General features: G+C 71.8%; 20 protein-coding genes, 1 pseudogene and 1 riboswitch. Of the genes and pseudogenes, 5 read left to right on the top strand and 16 right to left on the bottom strand.

Going from position 1 to position 19262, the window contains the following annotated elements; genetic code table 11:
- Positions 1 to 597: 597 nt before the first annotated feature.
- The 6 genes from CHF16_RS37320 to CHF16_RS37345 form a co-directional block, all read right to left on the bottom strand.
- On the bottom strand, positions 598 to 954 hold the full coding sequence (locus CHF16_RS37320; RefSeq protein ID WP_143228286.1) for a hypothetical protein: 357 nt from the start codon (positions 952 to 954) through the stop codon (positions 598 to 600).
- A 60-nt stretch (positions 955 to 1014) separates the two neighbouring features.
- Positions 1015 to 1521 (bottom strand): phospholipid scramblase family protein, encoded by a 507-nt coding sequence (locus CHF16_RS37325; protein WP_245869770.1) that lies wholly within the window; start codon positions 1519 to 1521, stop codon positions 1015 to 1017.
- A gap of 467 nt (positions 1522 to 1988) precedes the next feature.
- Positions 1989 to 2573: a phospholipid scramblase-related protein gene (locus CHF16_RS37330; protein WP_089330918.1), complete on the bottom strand. Its 585-nt coding sequence runs from the start codon at positions 2571 to 2573 to the stop codon at positions 1989 to 1991.
- 95 nt (positions 2574 to 2668) lie between these two features.
- Complete coding sequence (gene groL, locus CHF16_RS37335) at positions 2669 to 4297, bottom strand: chaperonin GroEL (RefSeq protein WP_089330919.1); 1629 nt, start codon at positions 4295 to 4297, stop codon at positions 2669 to 2671.
- Between the two features lie 222 nt (positions 4298 to 4519).
- Positions 4520 to 4849 (bottom strand): hypothetical protein, encoded by a 330-nt coding sequence (locus CHF16_RS37340; RefSeq protein WP_089330920.1) that lies wholly within the window; start codon positions 4847 to 4849, stop codon positions 4520 to 4522.
- Between the two features lie 25 nt (positions 4850 to 4874).
- Positions 4875 to 5234, bottom strand: coding sequence for a hypothetical protein (locus tag CHF16_RS37345; RefSeq protein ID WP_089330921.1), 360 nt, complete (start codon positions 5232 to 5234; stop codon positions 4875 to 4877).
- 180 nt (positions 5235 to 5414) lie between these two features.
- Between CHF16_RS37345 and CHF16_RS37350 the strand changes: the two genes are divergently transcribed.
- Positions 5415 to 5597 carry a hypothetical protein gene (locus tag CHF16_RS37350; protein WP_143228288.1) on the top strand — a complete coding sequence of 61 codons (183 nt, stop codon included), beginning with the start codon at positions 5415 to 5417 and terminating at the stop codon, positions 5595 to 5597.
- 4 nt (positions 5598 to 5601) lie between these two features.
- On the opposite strand, the gene CHF16_RS37355 is transcribed toward CHF16_RS37350, so the two are convergent.
- The 4 genes from CHF16_RS37355 to CHF16_RS37370 all read right to left on the bottom strand — a co-directional run bounded on the left by CHF16_RS37355 (position 5602) and on the right by CHF16_RS37370 (position 8799).
- Complete coding sequence (locus CHF16_RS37355; RefSeq protein ID WP_089330923.1) at positions 5602 to 5997, bottom strand: DUF5959 family protein; 396 nt, start codon at positions 5995 to 5997, stop codon at positions 5602 to 5604.
- A gap of 59 nt (positions 5998 to 6056) precedes the next feature.
- A complete protein-coding gene (locus CHF16_RS37360) occupies positions 6057 to 6332 on the bottom strand; it encodes a MoaD/ThiS family protein (protein WP_089330924.1) in 276 nt (91 codons plus the stop codon).
- 13 nt (positions 6333 to 6345) lie between these two features.
- Positions 6346 to 7590, bottom strand: a complete 1245-nt coding sequence (gene thrC, locus CHF16_RS37365) for a threonine synthase (RefSeq protein WP_089330925.1) — start codon at positions 7588 to 7590, stop codon at positions 6346 to 6348.
- 15 nt (positions 7591 to 7605) lie between these two features.
- Positions 7606 to 7746: riboswitch (SAM riboswitch) on the bottom strand.
- 114 nt (positions 7747 to 7860) lie between these two features.
- Positions 7861 to 8799 (bottom strand): cation diffusion facilitator family transporter, encoded by a 939-nt coding sequence (locus CHF16_RS37370; protein ID WP_089330926.1) that lies wholly within the window; start codon positions 8797 to 8799, stop codon positions 7861 to 7863.
- Between the two features lie 131 nt (positions 8800 to 8930).
- On the opposite strand from CHF16_RS37370, the gene CHF16_RS37375 reads away from it, so the two are divergent.
- Entirely contained in the window at positions 8931 to 10421 is a 1491-nt protein-coding gene (locus tag CHF16_RS37375) for an alpha,alpha-trehalose-phosphate synthase (UDP-forming) (RefSeq protein WP_089330927.1), read from the top strand.
- 22 nt (positions 10422 to 10443) lie between these two features.
- Here the strand turns inward: CHF16_RS37375 and CHF16_RS37380 are convergent, their stop codons facing one another.
- Together CHF16_RS37380 and CHF16_RS37385 are read right to left on the bottom strand one after the other, a co-directional pair.
- Positions 10444 to 11466 (bottom strand): sulfotransferase family protein, encoded by a 1023-nt coding sequence (locus CHF16_RS37380; protein WP_245869771.1) that lies wholly within the window; start codon positions 11464 to 11466, stop codon positions 10444 to 10446.
- A 139-nt stretch (positions 11467 to 11605) separates the two neighbouring features.
- The gene (locus CHF16_RS37385) at positions 11606 to 12157 is read right to left on the bottom strand and encodes an RNA polymerase sigma factor (RefSeq protein ID WP_089330928.1); all 552 of its coding nucleotides are present in this window, start codon (positions 12155 to 12157) and stop codon (positions 11606 to 11608) included.
- Between CHF16_RS37385 and CHF16_RS37390 the strand changes: the two genes are divergently transcribed.
- A complete protein-coding gene (locus tag CHF16_RS37390) occupies positions 12151 to 14346 on the top strand; it encodes a serine/threonine-protein kinase (RefSeq protein ID WP_281259439.1) in 2196 nt (731 codons plus the stop codon). The two genes, CHF16_RS37385 and CHF16_RS37390, sit on opposite strands and share 7 nt — an antisense overlap.
- Positions 14347 to 14545: 199 nt before the next feature.
- Entirely contained in the window at positions 14546 to 15184 is a 639-nt protein-coding gene (locus CHF16_RS37395; RefSeq protein ID WP_245869773.1) for a PadR family transcriptional regulator, read from the top strand.
- Positions 15185 to 15254: 70 nt separating this feature from the next.
- Here the strand turns inward: CHF16_RS37395 and CHF16_RS37400 are convergent, their stop codons facing one another.
- The 3 genes and pseudogenes from CHF16_RS37400 to CHF16_RS41720 all read right to left on the bottom strand — a co-directional run.
- On the bottom strand, positions 15255 to 16418 hold the full coding sequence (locus CHF16_RS37400) for a hypothetical protein (RefSeq protein WP_143228290.1): 1164 nt from the start codon (positions 16416 to 16418) through the stop codon (positions 15255 to 15257).
- Positions 16419 to 16591: 173 nt separating this feature from the next.
- Complete coding sequence (gene otsB / locus CHF16_RS37405) at positions 16592 to 17416, bottom strand: trehalose-phosphatase (RefSeq protein WP_245869774.1); 825 nt, start codon at positions 17414 to 17416, stop codon at positions 16592 to 16594.
- 19 nt (positions 17417 to 17435) lie between these two features.
- Positions 17436 to 17681: pseudogene (locus tag CHF16_RS41720) on the bottom strand (DUF3263 domain-containing protein); the annotation flags it as partial.
- Positions 17682 to 18146: 465 nt separating this feature from the next.
- Here CHF16_RS41720 and CHF16_RS37415 point away from each other — a divergent pair.
- Positions 18147 to 18821, top strand: a complete 675-nt coding sequence (locus CHF16_RS37415) for a MarR family winged helix-turn-helix transcriptional regulator (RefSeq protein WP_245869775.1) — start codon at positions 18147 to 18149, stop codon at positions 18819 to 18821.
- Positions 18822 to 18924: 103 nt separating this feature from the next.
- On the opposite strand, the gene CHF16_RS37420 is transcribed toward CHF16_RS37415, so the two are convergent.
- Positions 18925 to 19230, bottom strand: a complete 306-nt coding sequence (locus tag CHF16_RS37420) for an SHOCT domain-containing protein (RefSeq protein ID WP_218827023.1) — start codon at positions 19228 to 19230, stop codon at positions 18925 to 18927.
- Between the last annotated feature and the right edge of the window lie 32 nt (positions 19231 to 19262).

Consider the following 19262-nt stretch of genomic DNA (forward strand, 5'->3'; position numbering starts at 1 on the left):
GCCACGGGGCGACTCAACCCTCCGAAGAGGACCGAGCCGATAAAGGCACTGGCTTTTAACACGCTGTTGAGTTCTCAAGAAGCGGACACCCACCGTGCTGGATCCGCTTTCGCGTTTCCCGCCCCGGGGCGACTCTCTTACTTTATCGGTTCCGGCCGGTCTGTCAATTTCGGCTTTCTCCGATAACGCCCATCCGATTCCGCTTGCGCGGCGCCTTCCGGGCGGTGGTGCTATTTCATCAGATCCGGCCCGTTTGTCAAAACCGAGCCTTTTCCGACGCCCACCACGGCACAGCGGACACAGCACAACCGTGTCGACCGATTCGTTGGTGGTTTCCCCTTGGGTCGGCCGCCGGCAGGCGTCCCGCTCCCCGTGGGGCGAAGTGAACAGTATGCCCAGGAGGCGGGAACGTCAAACCGGCTCGCACGGCCGGATCGCTTCCGCCTCGGCACACCGCTCCGCCGGCGTGGGGCGCAACCCGCGCACAACACCCGTTCTACCTTGGGCTTCTTCCGGATTCGCCCCGCCTCGGCCGCCTCGTCCCTCCATTCGGGCCGCCAATGTTTCTTTTCGGCAACGCCGGAGGAACGGCCGAACTCACGGCTTGGCGAGGTAACCGCCGATGAAGAGCACCGCCTCGGCGAGCACCCAGATGATGGCCGCGACGGTCAGGAACGCGTCCAGCCGGTCGGGCCGGCGGCGGATCGTGCGGGCGGCCCAGGCGGTGATGGCGATGGCCGTGGCGAGCAGAGCGAGTGGAGACGACAGCCGCACCGCGTCGGTGAAGCCGGCACCGCATCCGGGGTCGTGCCCGTCGTCCTCACCGCAGAACGCGGCGTCGCCCCAGCCGCCGAGCGCGGAGAAGAACCAGAGGGCGGCCAGCGCGCAGTTCGCGATCGTCGGGATCGCCGGCGAGATGCGCCAGCTGTTCGACCGGTCCGGCATGGCCTGCACGCACGGACGGTACCCCGCCCCGCGGACGCCGTGAAGGCCCATCCGCGGGGCGGGGGCCGGTCAGGTGATCTCCTTGGCCTCGTGCAGGTTCATGTCCATGACGATCGCGGTCATGACCGCCATGGTCCGCAGCGGTTCCGGAACGGGATCGGCGATCTCGGTCGCGTACTTGTCCGCGGTCGTCAGCAGGTGCGTCGCGAGCCCTGCCCACTTCTTTCGCACGTGTGCCACTTTGCGGCCGTCGGCATCCTTCACCTGGAAGTTGTTGCGCGGCACGTCGACGTCCACCGCACCGATGAGCGTGCCGTCGTCGTCGTAGATGACGTAGCGGCGGCCGACCCGTTCGGTGACGAACGACCCGACGCGCTCGCCGTCCGGCCGGAGGATCTCGGTGTACTCGCGCCCGGTCTGCTTGTCCACGACCAGCAGCGGCTCACCGTCCGGAGTGGTCAGCGTCACGGCCCGGGCGTCGAGGTTCGACTTGCCCGGGAGCAGGCCCCGCATCTCCGAACGGCCCTCGTCACCGGTCTGCCCCGCGATGGCGAGGACGGTTCCGTCACCGTCCATCACCTTGTACCGCGACTTCGCGAACGGGCCCCGGCGAGGCTGTTCGATCCTGAGTACCGAAGGGCTGAACACTTCGCTCACGCGTTCTCCTGCCTCATCAGCCGCATGGGCGCGGACCGCGTCACTCTCCCGACCTCCGCACCCTCGTCATGCGACGGCGTCCAACCGGCGATCCTGCCAACGCCGGACGCGCAGGGGAAGCACTTTCCCGGTCCGTGCCCGCCCGCCGGCGGTGCCTGGACCCGGCCAACGCATCGCTGACCTGCGCGGCCACGAGTCAAGGCATCCTTCGAGAAATACTTTCCTTCCGATCAAGGGCGCGCCGGAGACGCTCAGGCCGGACGTCCGGATGGCGCCGATACTGTCCGCGTGTTACTCGCCCCGTCGGCCTGGGCCTTCGTCAAGGCGGCGGCCACGCCGATCGCGTCCGCCCCGGGGCTGAGTTGCTCGACGCTGGCGCGGACGGGTCAGTCGAGCGGCCAGTCCTTGGTCTCGTACAGCATCAGGTCGATCGCGAGTGGGGCGGCGACCACCAGGACGCGGAGCGGATCGGCGAGCGGCCGGAAGATCTCCAGCGAGTACCGGTCGGCGGTCGTCAGCATCTCCGTGGCGGCGCCCTTCCATTTCTTGTCGAGCTGCGCGACATGACCGCCGTGGGCGTCCAGCACCTGGAACTTGCGGCCGACGCGATTGCCGGCCAGGTGGCCGACGGGGCGCTCTGCGGCGTCCAGAAGCACGTAGTCGTAGCGCTCGCGGTTCTGCAGGGAGCCGATGTGGACGCCGTCGCGGGTGTTCACGCGGGTCCTTCTCCTGTTCTCCTTGTCCACGATCAGCAGCGGGGCTCCCCCGGCGTCCTCGACATGGACGATCCGGCGGCCGTCACTGCCGCCGAGGGCCGTCCTGACCGCCTGCCGGAGCAGCGAGACGTCGCGCTCCTCCGCCGCCGCCAGCAGCCTTCCGCCGCCGTCGGAGATCTTGTACCTGGAGCGGGCGGCGGGCGCACGGCGCGGCTGGTCGATGCGCAGTACCGGGGAGGTGAACAGGTCGATCATGCCCGGATGATCGCAGCACCGCCGCGGGCGGCGCACACAAAAGGGGCGGCCCGCGGGGCCGCCCCTCTCATGTCGCGTCGGTTACGCGTCGCCGATCAGAAGTCCATGCCGCCGGCGTCGGGCATGCCGCCCGCCGGGGCCGGGTTCTTCTCGGGCTTCTCGGCGATGACGGCCTCGGTGGTCAGGAACAGCGCGGCGATCGACGAGGCGTTCTGCAGCGCGGACCGGGTCACCTTGGCCGGGTCGAGGATGCCCGACTCGAACATGTTGACGTACTCGCCGGTGGCGGCGTTCAGGCCCTCACCCGGGGTGAGGTTGCGGACCCGCTCCACCACGACGCCGCCCTCGAGGCCGGCGTTCACGGCGATCTGCTTCAGCGGCTCCTCCAGAGCGCGCTTGACGATGTTGGCACCGGTGGCCTCGTCGCCCGCGAGCTCCAGCTTGTCGAACGCCTTGGTGCCGGCCTGCAGCAGCGCGACGCCACCGCCGGGGACGATGCCCTCCTCGACCGCGGCCTTGGCGTTGCGGACGGCGTCCTCGATGCGGTGCTTGCGCTCCTTGAGCTCGACCTCCGTCGCGGCGCCGGCCTTGATGACCGCGACACCGCCCGCGAGCTTGGCCAGGCGCTCCTGGAGCTTCTCGCGGTCGTAGTCGGAGTCGGTGTTGTCGATCTCGGTGCGGATCTGGTTGACCCGGCCCGCGATCTCGTTGGCGTCACCGGCGCCGTCCACGATGGTGGTCTCGTCCTTGGTGATGACGACCTTGCGGGCGCGGCCCAGCATGTCGGTCGTGGTGTTCTCCAGCTTGAGACCCACGTCCTCGCTGATGACCTGGCCGCCGGTCAGCGTGGCGATGTCGCCCAGCATGGCCTTGCGGCGGTCGCCGAAGCCCGGGGCCTTCACGGCGACGGACTTGAAGATCCCTCGGATCTTGTTGACGACCAGGGTGGCCAGGGCCTCGCCCTCGACGTCCTCAGCGATGATCAGCAGCGGCTTGCCGGACTGCATGACGCCCTCGAGGACGGGCAGCAGGTCCTTGTTGGCCGACGCCTTGCCCTGAACGATCAGGATGTACGGGTCCTCGAGGACCGCCTCCATCCGCTCGGGGTCGGTCACGAAGTAGTGCGAGATGTAGCCCTTGTCGAAGCGCATCCCCTCGGTGAGCTCGAGCTCCAGACCGAAGGTCTGGCTCTCCTCGACCGTGATGACGCCTTCCTTGCCGACCTTGTCCATCGCCTCGGCGATCATCTCGCCGATCTGCGGGTCGCCCGCGGAGATGGACGCCGTGGAGGCGATCTGCTCCTTGGTCTCCACGTCCTTGGCCAGCTTGGACAGCTCCTCGCTGACCCGCTCGACCGCGGCCTCGATGCCCCGCTTCAGCGACATCGGGTTCGCGCCCGCCGCCACGTTCCGCAGACCCTCGCGCACCAGCGCCTGGGCCAGCACGGTCGCGGTGGTGGTGCCGTCACCCGCGACGTCGTCGGTCTTCTTGGCGACCTCCTTGACGAGCTCCGCGCCGATCTTCTCCCACGCGTCCTCGAGCTCGATCTCCTTGGCGATGGACACACCGTCGTTGGTGATCGTGGGGGCGCCCCACTTCTTCTCCAGCACGACGTTGCGACCCTTCGGACCAAGGGTCACCTTTACTGCATCGGCCAGCTGGTTCATGCCGCGCTCGAGACCGCGGCGGGCCTCCTCGTCGAACGCGATCATCTTTGCAGCCATAGGCTCCAGTCCTCCCGGAACAAGGTGGCTTAGACGGATCGAGCCGACGCCCGCGACGGACGGCCCCGGCCGACGACTTCCATTCCGCCGCCGGACTGAGGCCTCATCGCCCCGACCCAGACTGTGAAGCTGTCACTCTCCACAGTAGAGTGCCAACCGTTTGTTTAGCACTCTACCCTGCCGAGTGCAAGCGCCACACATCCTCGCCGGGGGAAGGTTCATCTACCCGTCGGACCCGTCCCCACCTGCGACGGAACCCTGCTCGCGGGTGCTGCGGGTGTGTCGTCGGCGTCCGGCGGCCAGCAGGCGCAGGTCCGCTTGAGCCTGTCGGTGCAGCTGTTCGAGTTTGGTGACCAGGCCGGTTCGTTCGTTGATCGACAGGAAGCGGCGGGTCGTGTACTGGTCGATGCTGCGCATCGCGTCCTTGTGGACTGCGTCCAAGCGTCGCTCGGCGTCGGACGCGGCGGCTTCGGGCAGGCCGTCGTCCGAGGCGGCCAAGCGCGCGGCCGCGAGGACCTCCCGGTACTTTCGTTTGGCGTCGCCCAGATTCATGGCGGTCACACTTCGCGACGCGAATTCAGGCGCGCCGGAGGGCGTCGCGGGTTCGGTCGGCGAAATCGTCCACTACTTGGGCCACCGCTTCGACCAGTGCCTTGCCGCTCGCGTCGCCGGTGACGCTCCAGACTTCGCGGTCTTCCTCCCCGACGCCGGTCACGCCGGGCACGGCGGTCAGCGCGGCGGCGATGCCGTCGCGCAGTTCGGATTCGAGGGGGTCGGTGCGAATGAACTCCATGACCGCGACGCCGACGCTCCACCAGGGGCCCTGGCGCAGCTTGGACGCCGAAACGGCGCGCAGGTCCGGCTCGCCGGTCTTGCGCGCCCACTCCTCGGCTATCGCGGAGTCGAGCGGCTTGAGTTGCTGGACGTCATCTTTCACGGGGTGGAGGCTAGCGGCACGCGTGCGGCAGAGCACGACCTGAGGGGGATGTGCCGGGGACGGCGGCCGGGAGATCATGGCGCCATGACACGACGGAATGCCGGCCCTTTATGGGCCGTCGCCCGGTGGCCGCTCGTGGTCGGGCTGACATGTCTGGCCGGGGGCTGCCTCGTCCTTCGTATGGACGAAAAGCGTCCGTACAACTGCGACTTCAGCTGCGCCATGTCGAGTATCGGCTGGCAGGACCAGCTGGCGTTCGCGCTCTTCGTCCTCGGGGTCGTGGCGCTCTTGATCTGCGCCCTGGTCTGTGTGACGCACTGGGTGCTGTCGGCCGTCGGCATCGCTCGGAAGCGGCGGCGGTAGGCCGCTATTCGGCGAGCAGGGCGCGGACGGTGGTGAGGCGTTCGCGGTGGTCTTCCAGCCAATCGCCGGGGACTTCGATCGTGAGTTCCACGGTCACCAGAAAGGAGTGTGCGTCGACCACGGCGACGTGCACGCGGTCGTGGTCGTCTACTTCCAGGTGGATTTCGGTGGCGCGCTGGCCTTCGCGCCAGGCGGCTTCGGTGTTTCCCTCTGCCAGCGAGTCGAGGACCTTCTCCCAGGCGGTGAGGTCTTCGGCGTCCAGCCACGTCTTCACGCTGCCGCTGACGAAATAGCTGCCGACCTCTATCTCGCCGGTGAGGCCGCCGTTCTCCTGGCCCGTCACCCGTAGCGCGACGCTGTTTCCGAGGTCGTCCGCGAGGTTGATCAGTTCCGCTGGCACCGCGCCATCGTAGACCCGCGCCCGGTCCCGTGCGGACGGGACCGGGCGGCGGGCGGGCGTCAGCCGCCGGCGACGGCGGGGATGATCGAGATCTGCGCGCCGTCGGGGGTGGCGGTGTCGAGGCCGTCGGCGAAGCGGACGTCCTCGTCGCCGACGTAGACGTTGACGAAGCGGCGGATCTTGCCGGCGTCGTCCAGGATGCGGGCGGAGATGCCGGCGTAGCTCGCCTCCAGGTCGGCGACCACGGCGCGGAGGGTCGCGCCCTCCGCCTTCACCTCGGACTCGCCGCCGGTGTAGGTCCGCAGGATCGTCGGGATGCGCACGGAAACGCTCATGGTTCTCCTTCTCTCAGGCGAGGCCGGCGGCGCGGAACGCCTCCAGGGACGGGGCGATGTTCGCGGACGGTGCGACGACCGGGGCGACGGCGTCCAAGGTCTTCAGGCCGTCCCCGGAGTTGATGATCACAGTCTCGGCGGCGGGGTCGAGGGTGCCGGCGTCGATCAGCTTGCGGAGGGTGGCGACGGTGACGCCGCCGGCGGTCTCGCCGAAGATGCCCTCGGTGCGGGCGAGGAGGCGGATGCCCTCGACGACCTCGGCGTCGGTGACGTCCTCGACGGCGCCGTTGGTGCGGCGGGCGACGTCCAGGACGTAGGGGCCGTCGGCGGGGTTGCCGATGGCGAGGGACTTGGCGATCGTGTCGGGCTTCACCGGGCGGACGACGTCGTGCCCGGCCTTGAACGCGGCGGCGACCGGGTCGCAGCCGGCGGCCTGGGCGCCGAACACGCGGTACGGGCGGTCCTCGACCAGGCCGAGCTTGATCAGCTCCTGGAACGCCTTGTCGATCTTGGTGAGCTGGGAGCCGGACGCGACCGGGACGACGATCTGGTCCGGGAGCCGCCAGCCGAGCTGCTCGGCGATCTCGTAGCCGAGCGTCTTGGAGCCCTCCGCGTAGTACGGCCGGACGTTGACGTTGACGAACGCCCAGTCGTCCTGCTCCCCGGCGATCTCCGAGGCGAGCCGGTTGACGTCGTCGTAGTTGCCGTCGACGGTCACGAACGTCCCGCCGTACACGGCGGTGGTGATGATCTTCTGGGCTTCGAGGTCGGACGGCACGAACACCGCGCTGCGGATCCCGGCGCGGGCCGCGGCGGCGGCGACCGCGTTGGCGAGGTTGCCGGTGGACGGGCAGGCCAGCACCTTGAAGCCGAGTTCGCGGGCGGCGGCGAGCGCGACGGCGACGACGCGGTCCTTGAACGAGTGGGTCGGGTTGCCGCTGTCGTCCTTCACCCACAGGCTCTGCAGGCCGAGGCTCTCGGCGAGGTTGTCGGCGCGGACGAGGCGGGTCAGGCCGGGCTCGGTGTTCGGGGTGTCGGCGACGTTCGCCGGGACGGGCAGCAGCCCCCGGTACCGCCAGATGCTGCGGGGCCCGGACTCGATGGACTCCCGGCTGACGCCCCGGAAGTCGTAGGCGATCTCCAGGGGGCCGAAACACTCTTCACAGGCGTAGAAGGGGCCGAGATCGCGGGTGGTGCCGCATTCGCGGCAGACGAGCGCGGTCGCGGGTCCGAGGTCTGTGGCAGGCGTGAGTGCCATGAAGCGAGGCCTTTCTCCCCATCTTCCCTGCGCCACCTTGGTCGCAGGCCGGAGTTGGCACCATCTCCCGGCCGGCCTCGCAGGATCGCGACGCGCCTCAGCCGGGTGGTTGCCGGGGCTTCACAGGGCCGGTCCCTCCACCCCTCTGGATGAGCGGTATTCAGTTGTGGTCACGAGTGCTTTGAACTCGTATGCGTGACTTTACATGAACTGACCGGATGCCAGACAGGCGGGTCCAGTGGTTGAGACGGTACCCGGCTGAGGTCTTGATCACGCCGCCGATCCCTTGCGGGTGGGCCGCTGGGTCGGGTCCAGGAACACGTGCCGGATGATCGGGATCCGCTCGCGGAGCCGCCGGTCGATCTCGCCGGCGACGTCCTCGGCCTGGTCGGCGCTGATCGCGTCGGAGAAGTGGACCTTGGCCGCGACGAGCAGCTGCTCGGGACCGAAGTGCATGGTCAGCAGTTCGTCCACGCCGGTCACGCCGGGCGCGCGGAGGATCTCCGCGCGGATCACGCGCTGGTCGTTGGGGTCGGCGGCGCGCCCGATGAGCAGCACCGAGCTCTCCCGGCCGATCAGCAGCGCGAGCCCGGCGAGCAGCACGCCGATGAGGACGGACGCGAGCCCGTCCCAGAACTCGGACCCGGTCAGCTGCCGCAGCACCAGCCCGCCGGCGGCGAGGGCGAGACCGACCATGGCGGCGCTGTCCTCGAACAGCGCGGTCTTGAACGTCAGGTCGGGCGACCTGCGGACGTGCTCGACGAGGTCGCGGCCGTTCTCGCGGGTCTCCTTGCGTGCCTGGTAGAAGGCGCGTATCCAGGACGCGCCCTCCAGCACGGCGGCGAGGGCCAGGACGGCGTAGGCGAGCCACACCGCGGTGCCGGTGCCGCCGTGACCGGTCATGGTCAGGATGCCCTCGAAGATCGAGAATCCGGCTCCGGCGATGAAGATGCCGAACGCGGCGAGCAGCGACCAGACGTACCGCTCGTTGCCGTAGCCGAAGGGGTGCCGCCGGTCGGGGGGTCGCTCGCTGCGCCGCAGCGAGGCGAGGAGGAAGGACTGGTTGAGGGTGTCCGCCACGGAGTGGGCGCTCTCGGCGAGCATCGCGCTCGACCCGGCCAGCAGGCCGGCGATCAGCTTGACGATCGCGAGGACGAGATTGGCCGCTCCGGCGACGAGCACGGTCTTCGTCGTCTCGGACCTGCTCATGCGGCCCGGTTACCCCGCGCCTCTCCGGCTAATCGCGCCGGATCCGGCCGCGGCGGCGGGGTTTGGCGTCCGTGGCGGAAACCACGCGGGTCACTGTGGAGCGCCTGCGTCGCAACTGAGACCCTGCCCCTATGAGCCAAGTGCTGGTGGCGTCCAACCGAGGCCCTGTGTCGTTCTCGCTGTCGGAGGACGGGGAACTGGCCATGCGGCGCGGTGGGGGCGGGCTGGTGTCGGGCTTGGCGGCCGTCACGGGCGCCCCGCGCGACCCAGGGCCGCCGCGTCCCGCGCAGCAGGCGGAGCCGTCTTCTTCTACCGCGGACGTGCTGTGGGTGTGCGCGAGCCTCGGTGAAGGCGATCGGGCGGCTGCCCGCCGTTCACCGGACGGCCGCATAGACCTGGCGGGCTACGACACCGGTGGCGCCGCCGTGCGGATGCTCGACATCCCGGCGGCGACCTTCGACCGTGCGTACAACGGCGTGGCCAACTCGACGCTGTGGTTCGTCCACCATCTGCTGTACGACACCCCGCGCAGCCCGCATTTCGACGCTCGTGCACGGCGCGACTGGCAGTCCTATGAGGCGTACAACGCGGCCTTCGCCGACGCCTTGGCGCGGGACGCCGCCCATGGCGCGAAGGCCGCGATCCAGGACTACCACCTGTCGCTCGCCCCGCGGATGCTGCGGGAGCGGCGGCCCGATCTGAGGATCGTCCACTTCTCCCATACGCCTTGGGCACCGCCCGAGTACTTCAGGCTGCTGCCGGACGACATCGGGACGCAGGTCCTGCTGGGCATACTCGGCGCGGACCACGCGGGGTTCCTCACCGAGCGGTGGGCGTCGGCGTTCCTCGACTGCTGCGAACTGCTCCCGGGTGCGCGCGTCGACCGGTCGGCCCGGACCGTCACCTGCGGGGGCCACACCACGCACGTGGGCGTCCATGGCCTCGGGGTGGACGAGGCGGCGCTGCGCAAGCGCGCTGCCCAGCAGGACGTGGTGGAGCGGGCGCGCGCGCTGAGGGAGCAGGTGGGCGACCGCCAGCTCATCGTGCGGATCGACCGGACCGAGCTGTCGAAGAACATCGTGCGCGGCCTGGCCGCCTACCGCGAGATGCTCGTCAACCATCCCGAGTGGCGCGGGCGCGTCGTGCACCTGGCGTTCGCCTATCCGTCCCGCTACGACCTGCCCGAGTACCGCGAGTACACCGCGGCCGTCCAGCGGATGGCCGCGCAGATCACCGAGGAGTTCGGCACGGCCGACTGGGATCCGCTGATCCTGCAGGTGAACGACGACTATCCGCGGTCGCTCGCCGCCTACGGCCTCGCCGACGTCCTGCTGGTCAACCCCATCCGGGACGGCATGAACCTGGTCGCGAAGGAAGGGCCCGTCCTGTCGGAGCAGGGGTGCACGCTCGTGCTGTCACGGGAGGCGGGGGCCGCTTCCGAACTGTCGGAAGACGCCCTGATTGTGAACCCGTACGACGTGTCGCAGACGGCGGAGACCCTGCACCAGGCGCTGCTGATGCCCCGCGGTCTGCGCGCCGAGCGCTGCGCCCGCCTGGCCGCGGCCGCGTCGGCGCTCCCGCCGCAGCGCTGGTTCGCCGACCAGCTCGCCGCCCTCGACTGACGCCTCCCGCCGCACGCCCGTTTCAGGTGGCGCTCGGGGACGTCTCGGCGGCCAGCCGGCATTCGACCGGGTTCGGCTCGTGGCGCTGCTTCCAGCGCTCCCGCAGCGCGTCCTTGCTCTGCGCCATCCGGCGGTGGGCGCTGACGCGGGCGAAGTGGGCGAGCTGGGACGCGGGCGGCTTCGGCAGGCCGCTCGGCTCGTAGCCGTATTCGGCGAGCCGCTCCCCGAACGCGGCCTCCGCCAGGCTGATCTCCCAGGGGTCGAGGCGCTCCGCCCACGACCCGACGCGGCCGGTGTTGACGGCGTCGTGCGTCCGGCCGTGCCACCGCTTGCGGGACGGGACGGTCCGCCGCGCCAGCTCGTCGGGATGCGTCATCACCGGGTCGAAGTCCTCGCCGAGGAATCCGCAGAGCCGCGCCAGCTCGTCGGCGGGGTCGGCGACGAGCCGCTCGTACTGCAGCTCGTAGTAGGTGTCGGGGCCGAGGCGGTGGGCGAGCCGGCGGCCCTGGTCGATCGTCTCCCGCCAGAGCGAGACCGCGTGGTGGACGTCGCCGTCGTACCAGGGCATCTCCAGCAGCGAGGCGACGCAGTCCCGGCCGTCCCGGACGAGGTGGACGAACTGCGCGTCCGGAAACATCCGCAGCAGCGCGCCCGCGTACCGGGCGTAGCTCGGCCGCTTGTCGCCCCAGCGCGGCTTGCCGTGCAGCCGCGCGTAGGCGCGGAAGACGGTGCCGATCGCGGAGCCGAGGGTGGGCGGCCCGGCGACGATCTCGTCGATGACCGCGTCGGCGTCCAGCCCGAGGGTGTGCACCTTGGTCGACCGGTCGCCCGTGATCCACTTTGCGAGGGCGCGCCTGTTCTCACTGTCCGCGAGGTCACCGAAATCGCACCGTCCCGTGTAGGCGGGGAGGACGAACTTCGTCTCGCCGGGGATCGCGATGCGCGGGTGCGAGTGGAGCATGAGCCGCAGCAGCGTCGTGCCCGAGCGGGCGCAGCCGAGGACGAAGATCGGGCGGTCGTGGCGGGAGGCCGGTCCTGATGGCATGCACCGCATGCTGGTGGACGCGCACATGCCCCGGCCTGCGTTCTTGACGCACCGTGACCGGCCGATGACCGACCCTTGACGGGCCTGCCGGGAGGCGCGGTCCGGGGCGGCCCGCGGTGCCGCCCGTCAGGTGCGCCCGTCAGGTGTAGGACTCGCCCAACGTCTGCCTGACCTGCTTGCGCGCCTCGTGGATGCGGGACTTGACCGTGCCGAGCGGGAGCTTGAGCTGCTCGGCGATCTCCGCGTACTCCAGCTGGGAGACGTCCCGCAGGACGAGGGCCTGGATGAGGTCGGGTTTGCGGGCCTCCAGGTCCTCCATGGCGTCGAGGATGTCGACCCGGGACCCGGCGATGACGCTGGTGCGGCGGGGGTCGGGGCGCTGCTGGGGCAGCTCGCCGGCCTGCTCGACCGAGCGCCGCTTCAGGGACCGGTAGGTGGAGCGCGCGGAGTTGGCGACGACCACGTGCAGCCAGGTGCTGAACCGCGACCGGCCCTCGAACCGGTGGATGTTGCGGGCGACCTGGAGCAGCGCGTCCTGGCAGGCCTCTTCGGCGTCCTGCCGGCAGGGCAGGAACCGCGAGCTGTGCCGCAGCACGTCCGGCTCGATCTTGCGGAGGAGCTCGTTGAGCGCGCCCTGGTCGCCCTGGGCGGCCCTCACGGCCAGCTCCTCGGTCCTCTCGTCGAATGCCATGCCGCCTCATTGCTCGTTCGCGGGCTCACCCCGTTTGCTGGGATGATACGGGAGTGTCTTTCCCACCAGCTGTAGGCCGTTACCGAATCGATCGCGTCCTGGGTTCGGGGGCGTTCGCCTCGGTGTGGCTGGGACACGACGACGCCCTGGAGTCCCAGGTCGCCATCAAGGTCCTGAACAGCAATCTGATCGACGATCTGGACGTGCGCAACCGCTTCCTGGAGGAGGCCCGGATCCTGCGCCGCGCCGACTCCGAGCGGCTCGTCCGCGTCCATGACATCGGGGAGCTGCCGGACGGGCGCCCCTACTTCGTCATGTCGTACGCCGACCGCGGGACGCTCGGCGACCGCATGCGGGAGCGGCCACTTCCGGTCAGCGACGTGGTGGCGCTGGCCGAGCAGATCGCCTACGGCGTCGAGGTGATCAACACGCTCGGGGTGATCCACCGGGACCTGAAGCCGTCCAACGTGCTGTTCCAGTCGACGCCGGACGGCGGCGAGAAGCTGCTCATCGCCGACCTCGGCCTGGCCAAGGCCCTGGCGCACGCGTCGGGGGCGTTCACGCTGCCGGTCGGCACCCCCGGCTACATGTCGCCGGAGCAGGCGCGGTTCGGCGGCGGGCTGGACGTCCGCGCCGACGTGTACGGCCTCGGCGCGCTGACCTACCACATGATCACCGGACGGGCCCCGGGCCCGGCCCCGGTCAAGTCGCCGCCGAGCGAGCTGCGCGAGGGGTTGCCCCCGGCGTTCGACCAGGTCATCATGCGGGCGCTGGAGGTGGAGCGGGAGAAGCGCTGGCCGACCGCGGAGGCGTTCGCGGAGGCCCTGTCGACGCTGCGCCCGACGACGGCGCCCCCGGCACCGGCCGCGCCTTCGGCCCAATCCGCACAGCCCGCCCAGCCCGCGCCCGTGCCGGGGCCGGGGCCGCAGAACCCGCGGATCGACGCGGACGCCACCGTGCAGGACTTCTACCGGGACGGTTCCCTGGCGCGTCCGCCCGCGCCCGGCCCCGGCGCCGCCGCAGGCCCCGGCGCGGGGCAGGCGGGCCCGGCCGACATGCAGACGCGGTTCGACCAGCCCGTGGAGGACGACGTCCGCACGTCCGAGATGCGCCGGCCGCCGCGCCCGCAGCCGGGCGGGGAGCAGACGATCGTGGACGAGCCGGGCGGACGCGCCGTCCCGTTCGGGCAGCCCGAGGTGCCCACGCCCCCCGACAACGCCAATGACCGCACGGCCTCCTACCAGCAGGGGCCGCCGCAGGGCGATGACAACAAGACGGCTGTCTTCCCGACCCAGCCGCCCCCGCAGGGCGGCGGCGGCCCCCAAGGCCAGGGCGGCGGCCCCCAGGGGTATCCGCAGGGCGGCGGCCCCGGCCCGCAGGGCGGCGGTGGTCCAGGCCAGCCGATGGGCGGGCCCCCGCCCGGCCCCTACGGCGGCCCGCCACCGCCCACGGGTTTCCAGGCGCCCCCTCCGGTCCAGGGTCAGGGGCAGGGGCCCGGTGGCAAGCAGGGCGGCGGCCTGATGAGCCGTCTCGGAGGCGGCGGCGCCGGCGGGCCGGGTGGCAGCGGCGCGCCGAAGAAGTTCCTCACGCCGCTGATCATCACCGTGGTCGTGCTGGCGGTCGCGCTCGTCGGCGGGCTGACGCTCGGCATGCTGTTCTCCGGCGGGGACGGCAAGGAGGACAAGGACGACAAGAAGCCGCCGGCCGTCCCGAAGGACTTCGTCGCCGTCTCCGACACCGCGGGCAAGATCAAGACCGCGGTGCCGAAGGCGTGGCCGAAGGGCCAGGAGGAGACGTGGTCGCCGTCGACCGTCGGGCTGAACGACCCGCAGGCCCGGCCGGTGCTGCGCGCGACCCCGGACAAGGCGGCGTTCCTCGGCAACGGCAAGGGCCCGGGCGTCTTCATCGGCGTCACCACGGACCTGCGTCCCGGCCAGCTTCCGCCGCCGAGCGCGGCCGCTCATCCGCAGTGCACGAAGGCCGCGCCGGAGAACTACACGACGCCGGACGGCGCCCTCAGCGGGACGATCACCAGCTTCACCGCCTGCAAGGTCGGCACGCCGTCGGTCACGGAGGTCGGCCTCAAGGACAAGACCGGCAAGTTCGGCCTGTGGATCAGGGTCAAGGAGACCGACGACCGGCAGGCCACCAAGGACATCCTCGACCAGCTGAAGGTCACCGGCCCCTGACCTGACCCCGGCCCTGGCCTGATCCCGGCGCTGGCCTGATCCCGGCGCGCCGCCCGCGCGCCTCTCATCTCCTGGAACGCGCCCCGCGAGGAACGCCTCGCGGGGCGCGTTCGCATGCGCTCCCGCCTCGGGGGTTGCATGCGACATGTTTCCGATATATCGTTAATGCATCGCAACCGATCATTACTAAGGAGAAGCGATGCACGAGCACACGATCCACGAGCACCCGATGCGGGGGCGCGGCGGCTTCTGGGGTCCCCAGGCCCGCCGGCGCCGCGGCGGACCCTTCGGCCCGTGGGGCCCCGGCGGTCCGGGCTTCGGTCCGGGCGGACCCGGATTCGGCCCCGGCGGCCCGGGGCCCGGTCACCGCGGCCGCGGCGGCCGCGGCCGGCGCACCCGGCGCGGCAACGTCCGGGCGGCGCTGATCGCCCTGCTCGCCGAGCGCCCCATGCACGGCTACGAGATGATCCAGGAGCTGGACGGCCGCACCGGCGGCGTCTGGCGGCCGAGCCCCGGCTCGGTCTACCCGACCCTCCAGATGCTGGAGGACGAGGGCCTGGTCAGCAGCGAGGAGCAGGGCGGCAAGCGGCTGTTCTCCCTCACCGACACCGGCCGCGAGGAGGCGTCGGCGCAGACCACCGCCCCTTGGGACGAGGTCACCGAAGCCGCCGGAGAGAACGTCCTGCGCGGGCGCGAGGCCGTCGGCCAGCTGATGGGAGCACTCCACCAGGTGATGGCGGTCGGCAGTGAGGCCCAGAAGGCGCGTGCGCTGGACGTCGTCAACGACGCCCGCCGCCGCCTCTACGGGATCCTCGCCGACGACCCCGAAGCCGAGTGACCGCAGTGGCGGGTGACCCCCGCACCACAGGAACCGCCGCGACCCGAACCGGGCCGCGGCGGTTTCGCGTTCACTCCTTGCGCGGGAAGGGCGCCTGCTTGGCGAGCTGGTCGGCCATGTAGAGCTGCTTCCACACGTACAGGCCCATGTCCGAGCGCTTGATGCCGCGGTCGACCGGGACGTCCACCGTGGCGCGCACCAGGAACGCCGAGCCCGGCGGCATGTACTTGTCGCCCCCGTCCCCCGCGACCAGCGCGCCGCCAGAGAGGTGGCGGACGACCTGGCTCTTGGTCGGCGGCGTGCACATGTCCTCGGGGACGCCCGCCTGCGGCATGCACCGCCCGCGCGCGTTCGCCGCGATGAGGTTCCGCTTGACGAACACGTCGCCGGGGAAGTCGAGCAGGACCTGCTTCTGCGTCGGGTTGCTGAGGATGTACTCGATGTAGGCGAACGACGTCCCCGACGGCGGCGACTGCGACGCCGTCTCCAGACCGCCGCTGACCCCGTCCGACACGGCCGCGATCTTGTACTGGGAGCCGTCGGCGGTGCCGACCGTGATCGGCTTCCCGGCGGTGGGCAGTTCGCCGGTGCCCGCGGGCGGCTGCTCTCCGCCGGACGGTGCGGTGCCGGTGCCGGTGCCGCCGTCGTCACCGGATCCGGGCGTCAGCACGAGGCCGGCCGTGACGAGCGCGGCCAGCACGAGCACGCCCGCCGCGACGAGGCCGCTGCGGCGCCCCGCCCCGCCGTTCGCCCGCCGCTCGCGCGCCCGTTCCCGCGCCCGCTCCCGCGGCCCGAGCCGGACCTGCACGCCGCTCGTCTCGCGCACGCCCATCGGCCCGGTCGTGGACGACCGCTCCTCGCGCCGCGAGTAGGCCTCCTGCGCCTCGGGCACCCCGGCCCATTCCGCATCCCCGACCAGCGCGTTCCCCGCGCCGCCCGGCCACGGAGGGGCGGGCTCCACCGGCGCGGCCGGCGAGCCGGCAGCGGGGGGTGCGGCAGCCGGACGGGGCACGGCGGCAGGGGGTGCGGCGGGGGGCTTGCCCCACACGCTCGGCGGCCCTTCGGCGGCGGGCGGCGTCCGGACGATGGGCCGGTTCGGCGCGCCCGGCGGGACCGGGGCGCCGGGCGGCCGCACGGGCGTCCCCTCCCGCGGAGTGGCCTTGGGGAGGCCGTGGGCGGGCGTGTGCAGTGCGCCGCCGCCCGGAACGCGCGGGACTCCCGGTTTCGTGTCCACCGTCAAGCCTCCCCTGTCCTCGCGCGGTCCCCCGTGAACCACGCGTATCGCAGTTCACCATATTTTTACCTAATTGCACCTTTGGTCTATGGGTGCCCGCGGAGTCGCGCGAGATACGACAAAGCTGGTCATCGCACTTGTCACCTCACCGACAAGCCGATGGCCGGATGGGGTCAGGACAGGTCGCCGGCCAGTCCGTCGATCATGCCGACCACCCCGGCCGGGCCGTCGACCACCACGTCCGCGCGCTCGGCCAGCGCGGTGACTTCCGCCGACCCGCTGCACACCAGCACGCCGGGCACCCCTTCGCCGCGCAGCGCGTCGACGGCGTCGAACGCGGCGAGGTCGCCGAGGTCGTCACCGGCGAACAGCACCGCGGACGGGCGGGCGCCGAGGCCGTCGACGAACGAGCGGAGCGCCTTGCCCTTGTCCATGCCGGGCGGGCGCAGTTCGAGGACGAGCCGTCCCGGCTCCACGGTGAGCCCGGTCCGCTCGGCGAGCGCGGCGAGGATGCTCCGGAGCCGTTCGAGCGCGACCTCTGGTTCGGCGCAGCGCCGCGTGTGCACGGCGAGGGCCTGGCCCTTGTCCTCGACGAAGGTCTCCGGCGGGGCGCCCGCGGCGGCGAGGACGCCGGGCAGCTTCGCGCGCGCCTCGGCGACGCCCGGCGGCGGCTCCGGCTCGGTCAGCTCGCCGGACTCCCAGCGTTCGAGCCCGTACTGGCCGAGGACGACGAGCCCGTCGATGCCCGCCAGTCCGCCGTACTCGACGGCCACGGCCGCGGGCCGGCCGGTGATGATCACCACCGCGCCGACCAGCGGGGCCAGCCGGGCGAGCGCGGGGGCGGCGCCGGGGTGGGCCCGCGCCGCGGCCGGGTCGGCCACGATCGGCGCCAGCGTGCCGTCGAAGTCGAAGCCGAGCACGGCCCCGGCCGGGTTCGCGCGGATCGCGTCGAGGCCGGCGGCGCCGGCGTCCGTCACGGAGCGGGGAGGAGAGTTCACGCCACCCAGTGTGGTCGGCTCAGGGCCGGATGCCGAGTCGGCGCGCGGCGCGGCTGCGCTGCCGCTGCGACCGCATCCGGCGCAGGCGCTTGACGAGCATGGGGTCGCACTCGAGCGCCTCGGGCCGGTCGATCAGGATGTTCAGGAGCTGGTAGTACCGCGTCGCCGACATGTCGAACAGCTCGCGGATGGCCTGCTCCTTGGCGCCGGCGTACTTCCACCACTGCCGCTCGAAGGCGAGGATCCGCCGTTCGCGGTCGGAGAGGCGGCCGGCGGGGAAGGCGGCGGCGTCCGCCCCGCCCTCGTCGTCGAGTTCGCCGGCGGACTCGCCGTCGAGCCCGTCACCGGGCCCGCCGCCGAGCGGGGCGTCGTCGGTCAGCGGTCGCGGGGGTCGGCCATCGTCCATGCTTCCGTCCTGTGGGGGGACGTCACCGCGGGGGTCACCGGGGGCGTTCGCCGCTCGCATCAGGTCCCCTCTGTGGTTACTGATCCCGGGTCGTCCGGGTTCGGGCGGGTGCCATGCTACGCGTCCGAGCCGACAAGTTCCGGTGGTTCGGCGCGAACGGGGCCGGTGGTTCAGTGCATCACATCCCGCTTCACCTGCGGCTCCATCGCACCGCGTGTCTCGGCCGGAACACCTGTCGCAGGAATCCCGATCATATGCAGACTACATACGTTAGAGTGGGGAGTTCCGAACGTCCGGCGTCCGACTTCGCGAACGGAGACCTGCATGGCGACGGAGACCCCCGCGACGGGACGGCCCGCCGAGCCGGACGCCCCGATGCCGCCCGGGTCACCGGACGCAGCACCGGACCCCGGAGCGAGCACGGCGGCGGACGGGGCTCCCGACGAGCACGCCCACGATCCCGCGCTCGCCGACATCGCGATGGCGCTGTTCCACCTGCGCCGCGTGTGGGCCAAACCCGACCTCATGCGGCGGATCCGCGCCCAGACGTCCGCCTGCGCGGACGGCCGGCCGCTCCAGCTGTCCAACCTCATGGTGGTGAACGCCGTCGCCGCCCTCAGTGCCGCGGGTCCGCCGGAGGACTCCGCCGGGCGGCCCGGCGAGGTGACGGTCGGCGCCGTCGCCGAGCGGCTGGAGATCGACCCGTCCACCGCGAGCCGGCTGGTCGGGCACGCCATCGACGCCGGGCTGGTGTCGCGGCGCCCCTCCCCCGTCGACGCGCGCCGCGCCAACCTCGGGCTGACCGAGGCCGGGCAGCGCGTCAAGCGGGTCGCCGACCGGTCCCGCCGCGACTACCTCGACGCCCTGATGGCGGGCTGGTCGGCGGACGAGCGCGCCGAGTTCGCCCGGCTGCTGTCCCGCTTCGCCGACGCCGCCGCGCGGGCGCCGGAGTACTCCGACGGCATCGGCCGGATCTTCGAAGAGGCCGCCGCCGACTGAACCCCGGCGACTTGGCGGCCGCCCACCGAACCGCCGCAGACTGAACCGCCGACCGGGCGGGGGCCTGGTCGGCGGCGTCGCCCCCGGCGGGACGGGGCGGCGGTCAGTCGGAGTTGTGCAGCGCGGACGTGCGCCGGAGGTACTCGTCCTCGTCGATCTCGCCGCGGGCGAACCGCTCGGCGAGCACCGAGCGCGCCTTGGCGAGCGGGTCGGACGCCGCGGCCGCCGCGCCCCCGGCCCCGCTGCCGGTGCGGCGGCGGATCAGGTAGAACACGGCCCCCAGCACGGCCAGCCAGAACAGGCCGAACGTGATCGGGAAGACCGGCCAGAAGGCGGGCGCGTCCCCGTCCTGCCAGCCGCCCGGGTGCATCGCCGCGACCTGCGCCGCCTGTGCCGTCAGTGTCGTCATCATGGTTCATCGACCCTTCCTGTGCGGATACG

It is taken from the genome of Actinomadura meyerae, from assembly GCF_900188445.1.
GTDB classification, from domain to species: domain Bacteria; phylum Actinomycetota; class Actinomycetes; order Streptosporangiales; family Streptosporangiaceae; genus Spirillospora; species Spirillospora meyerae.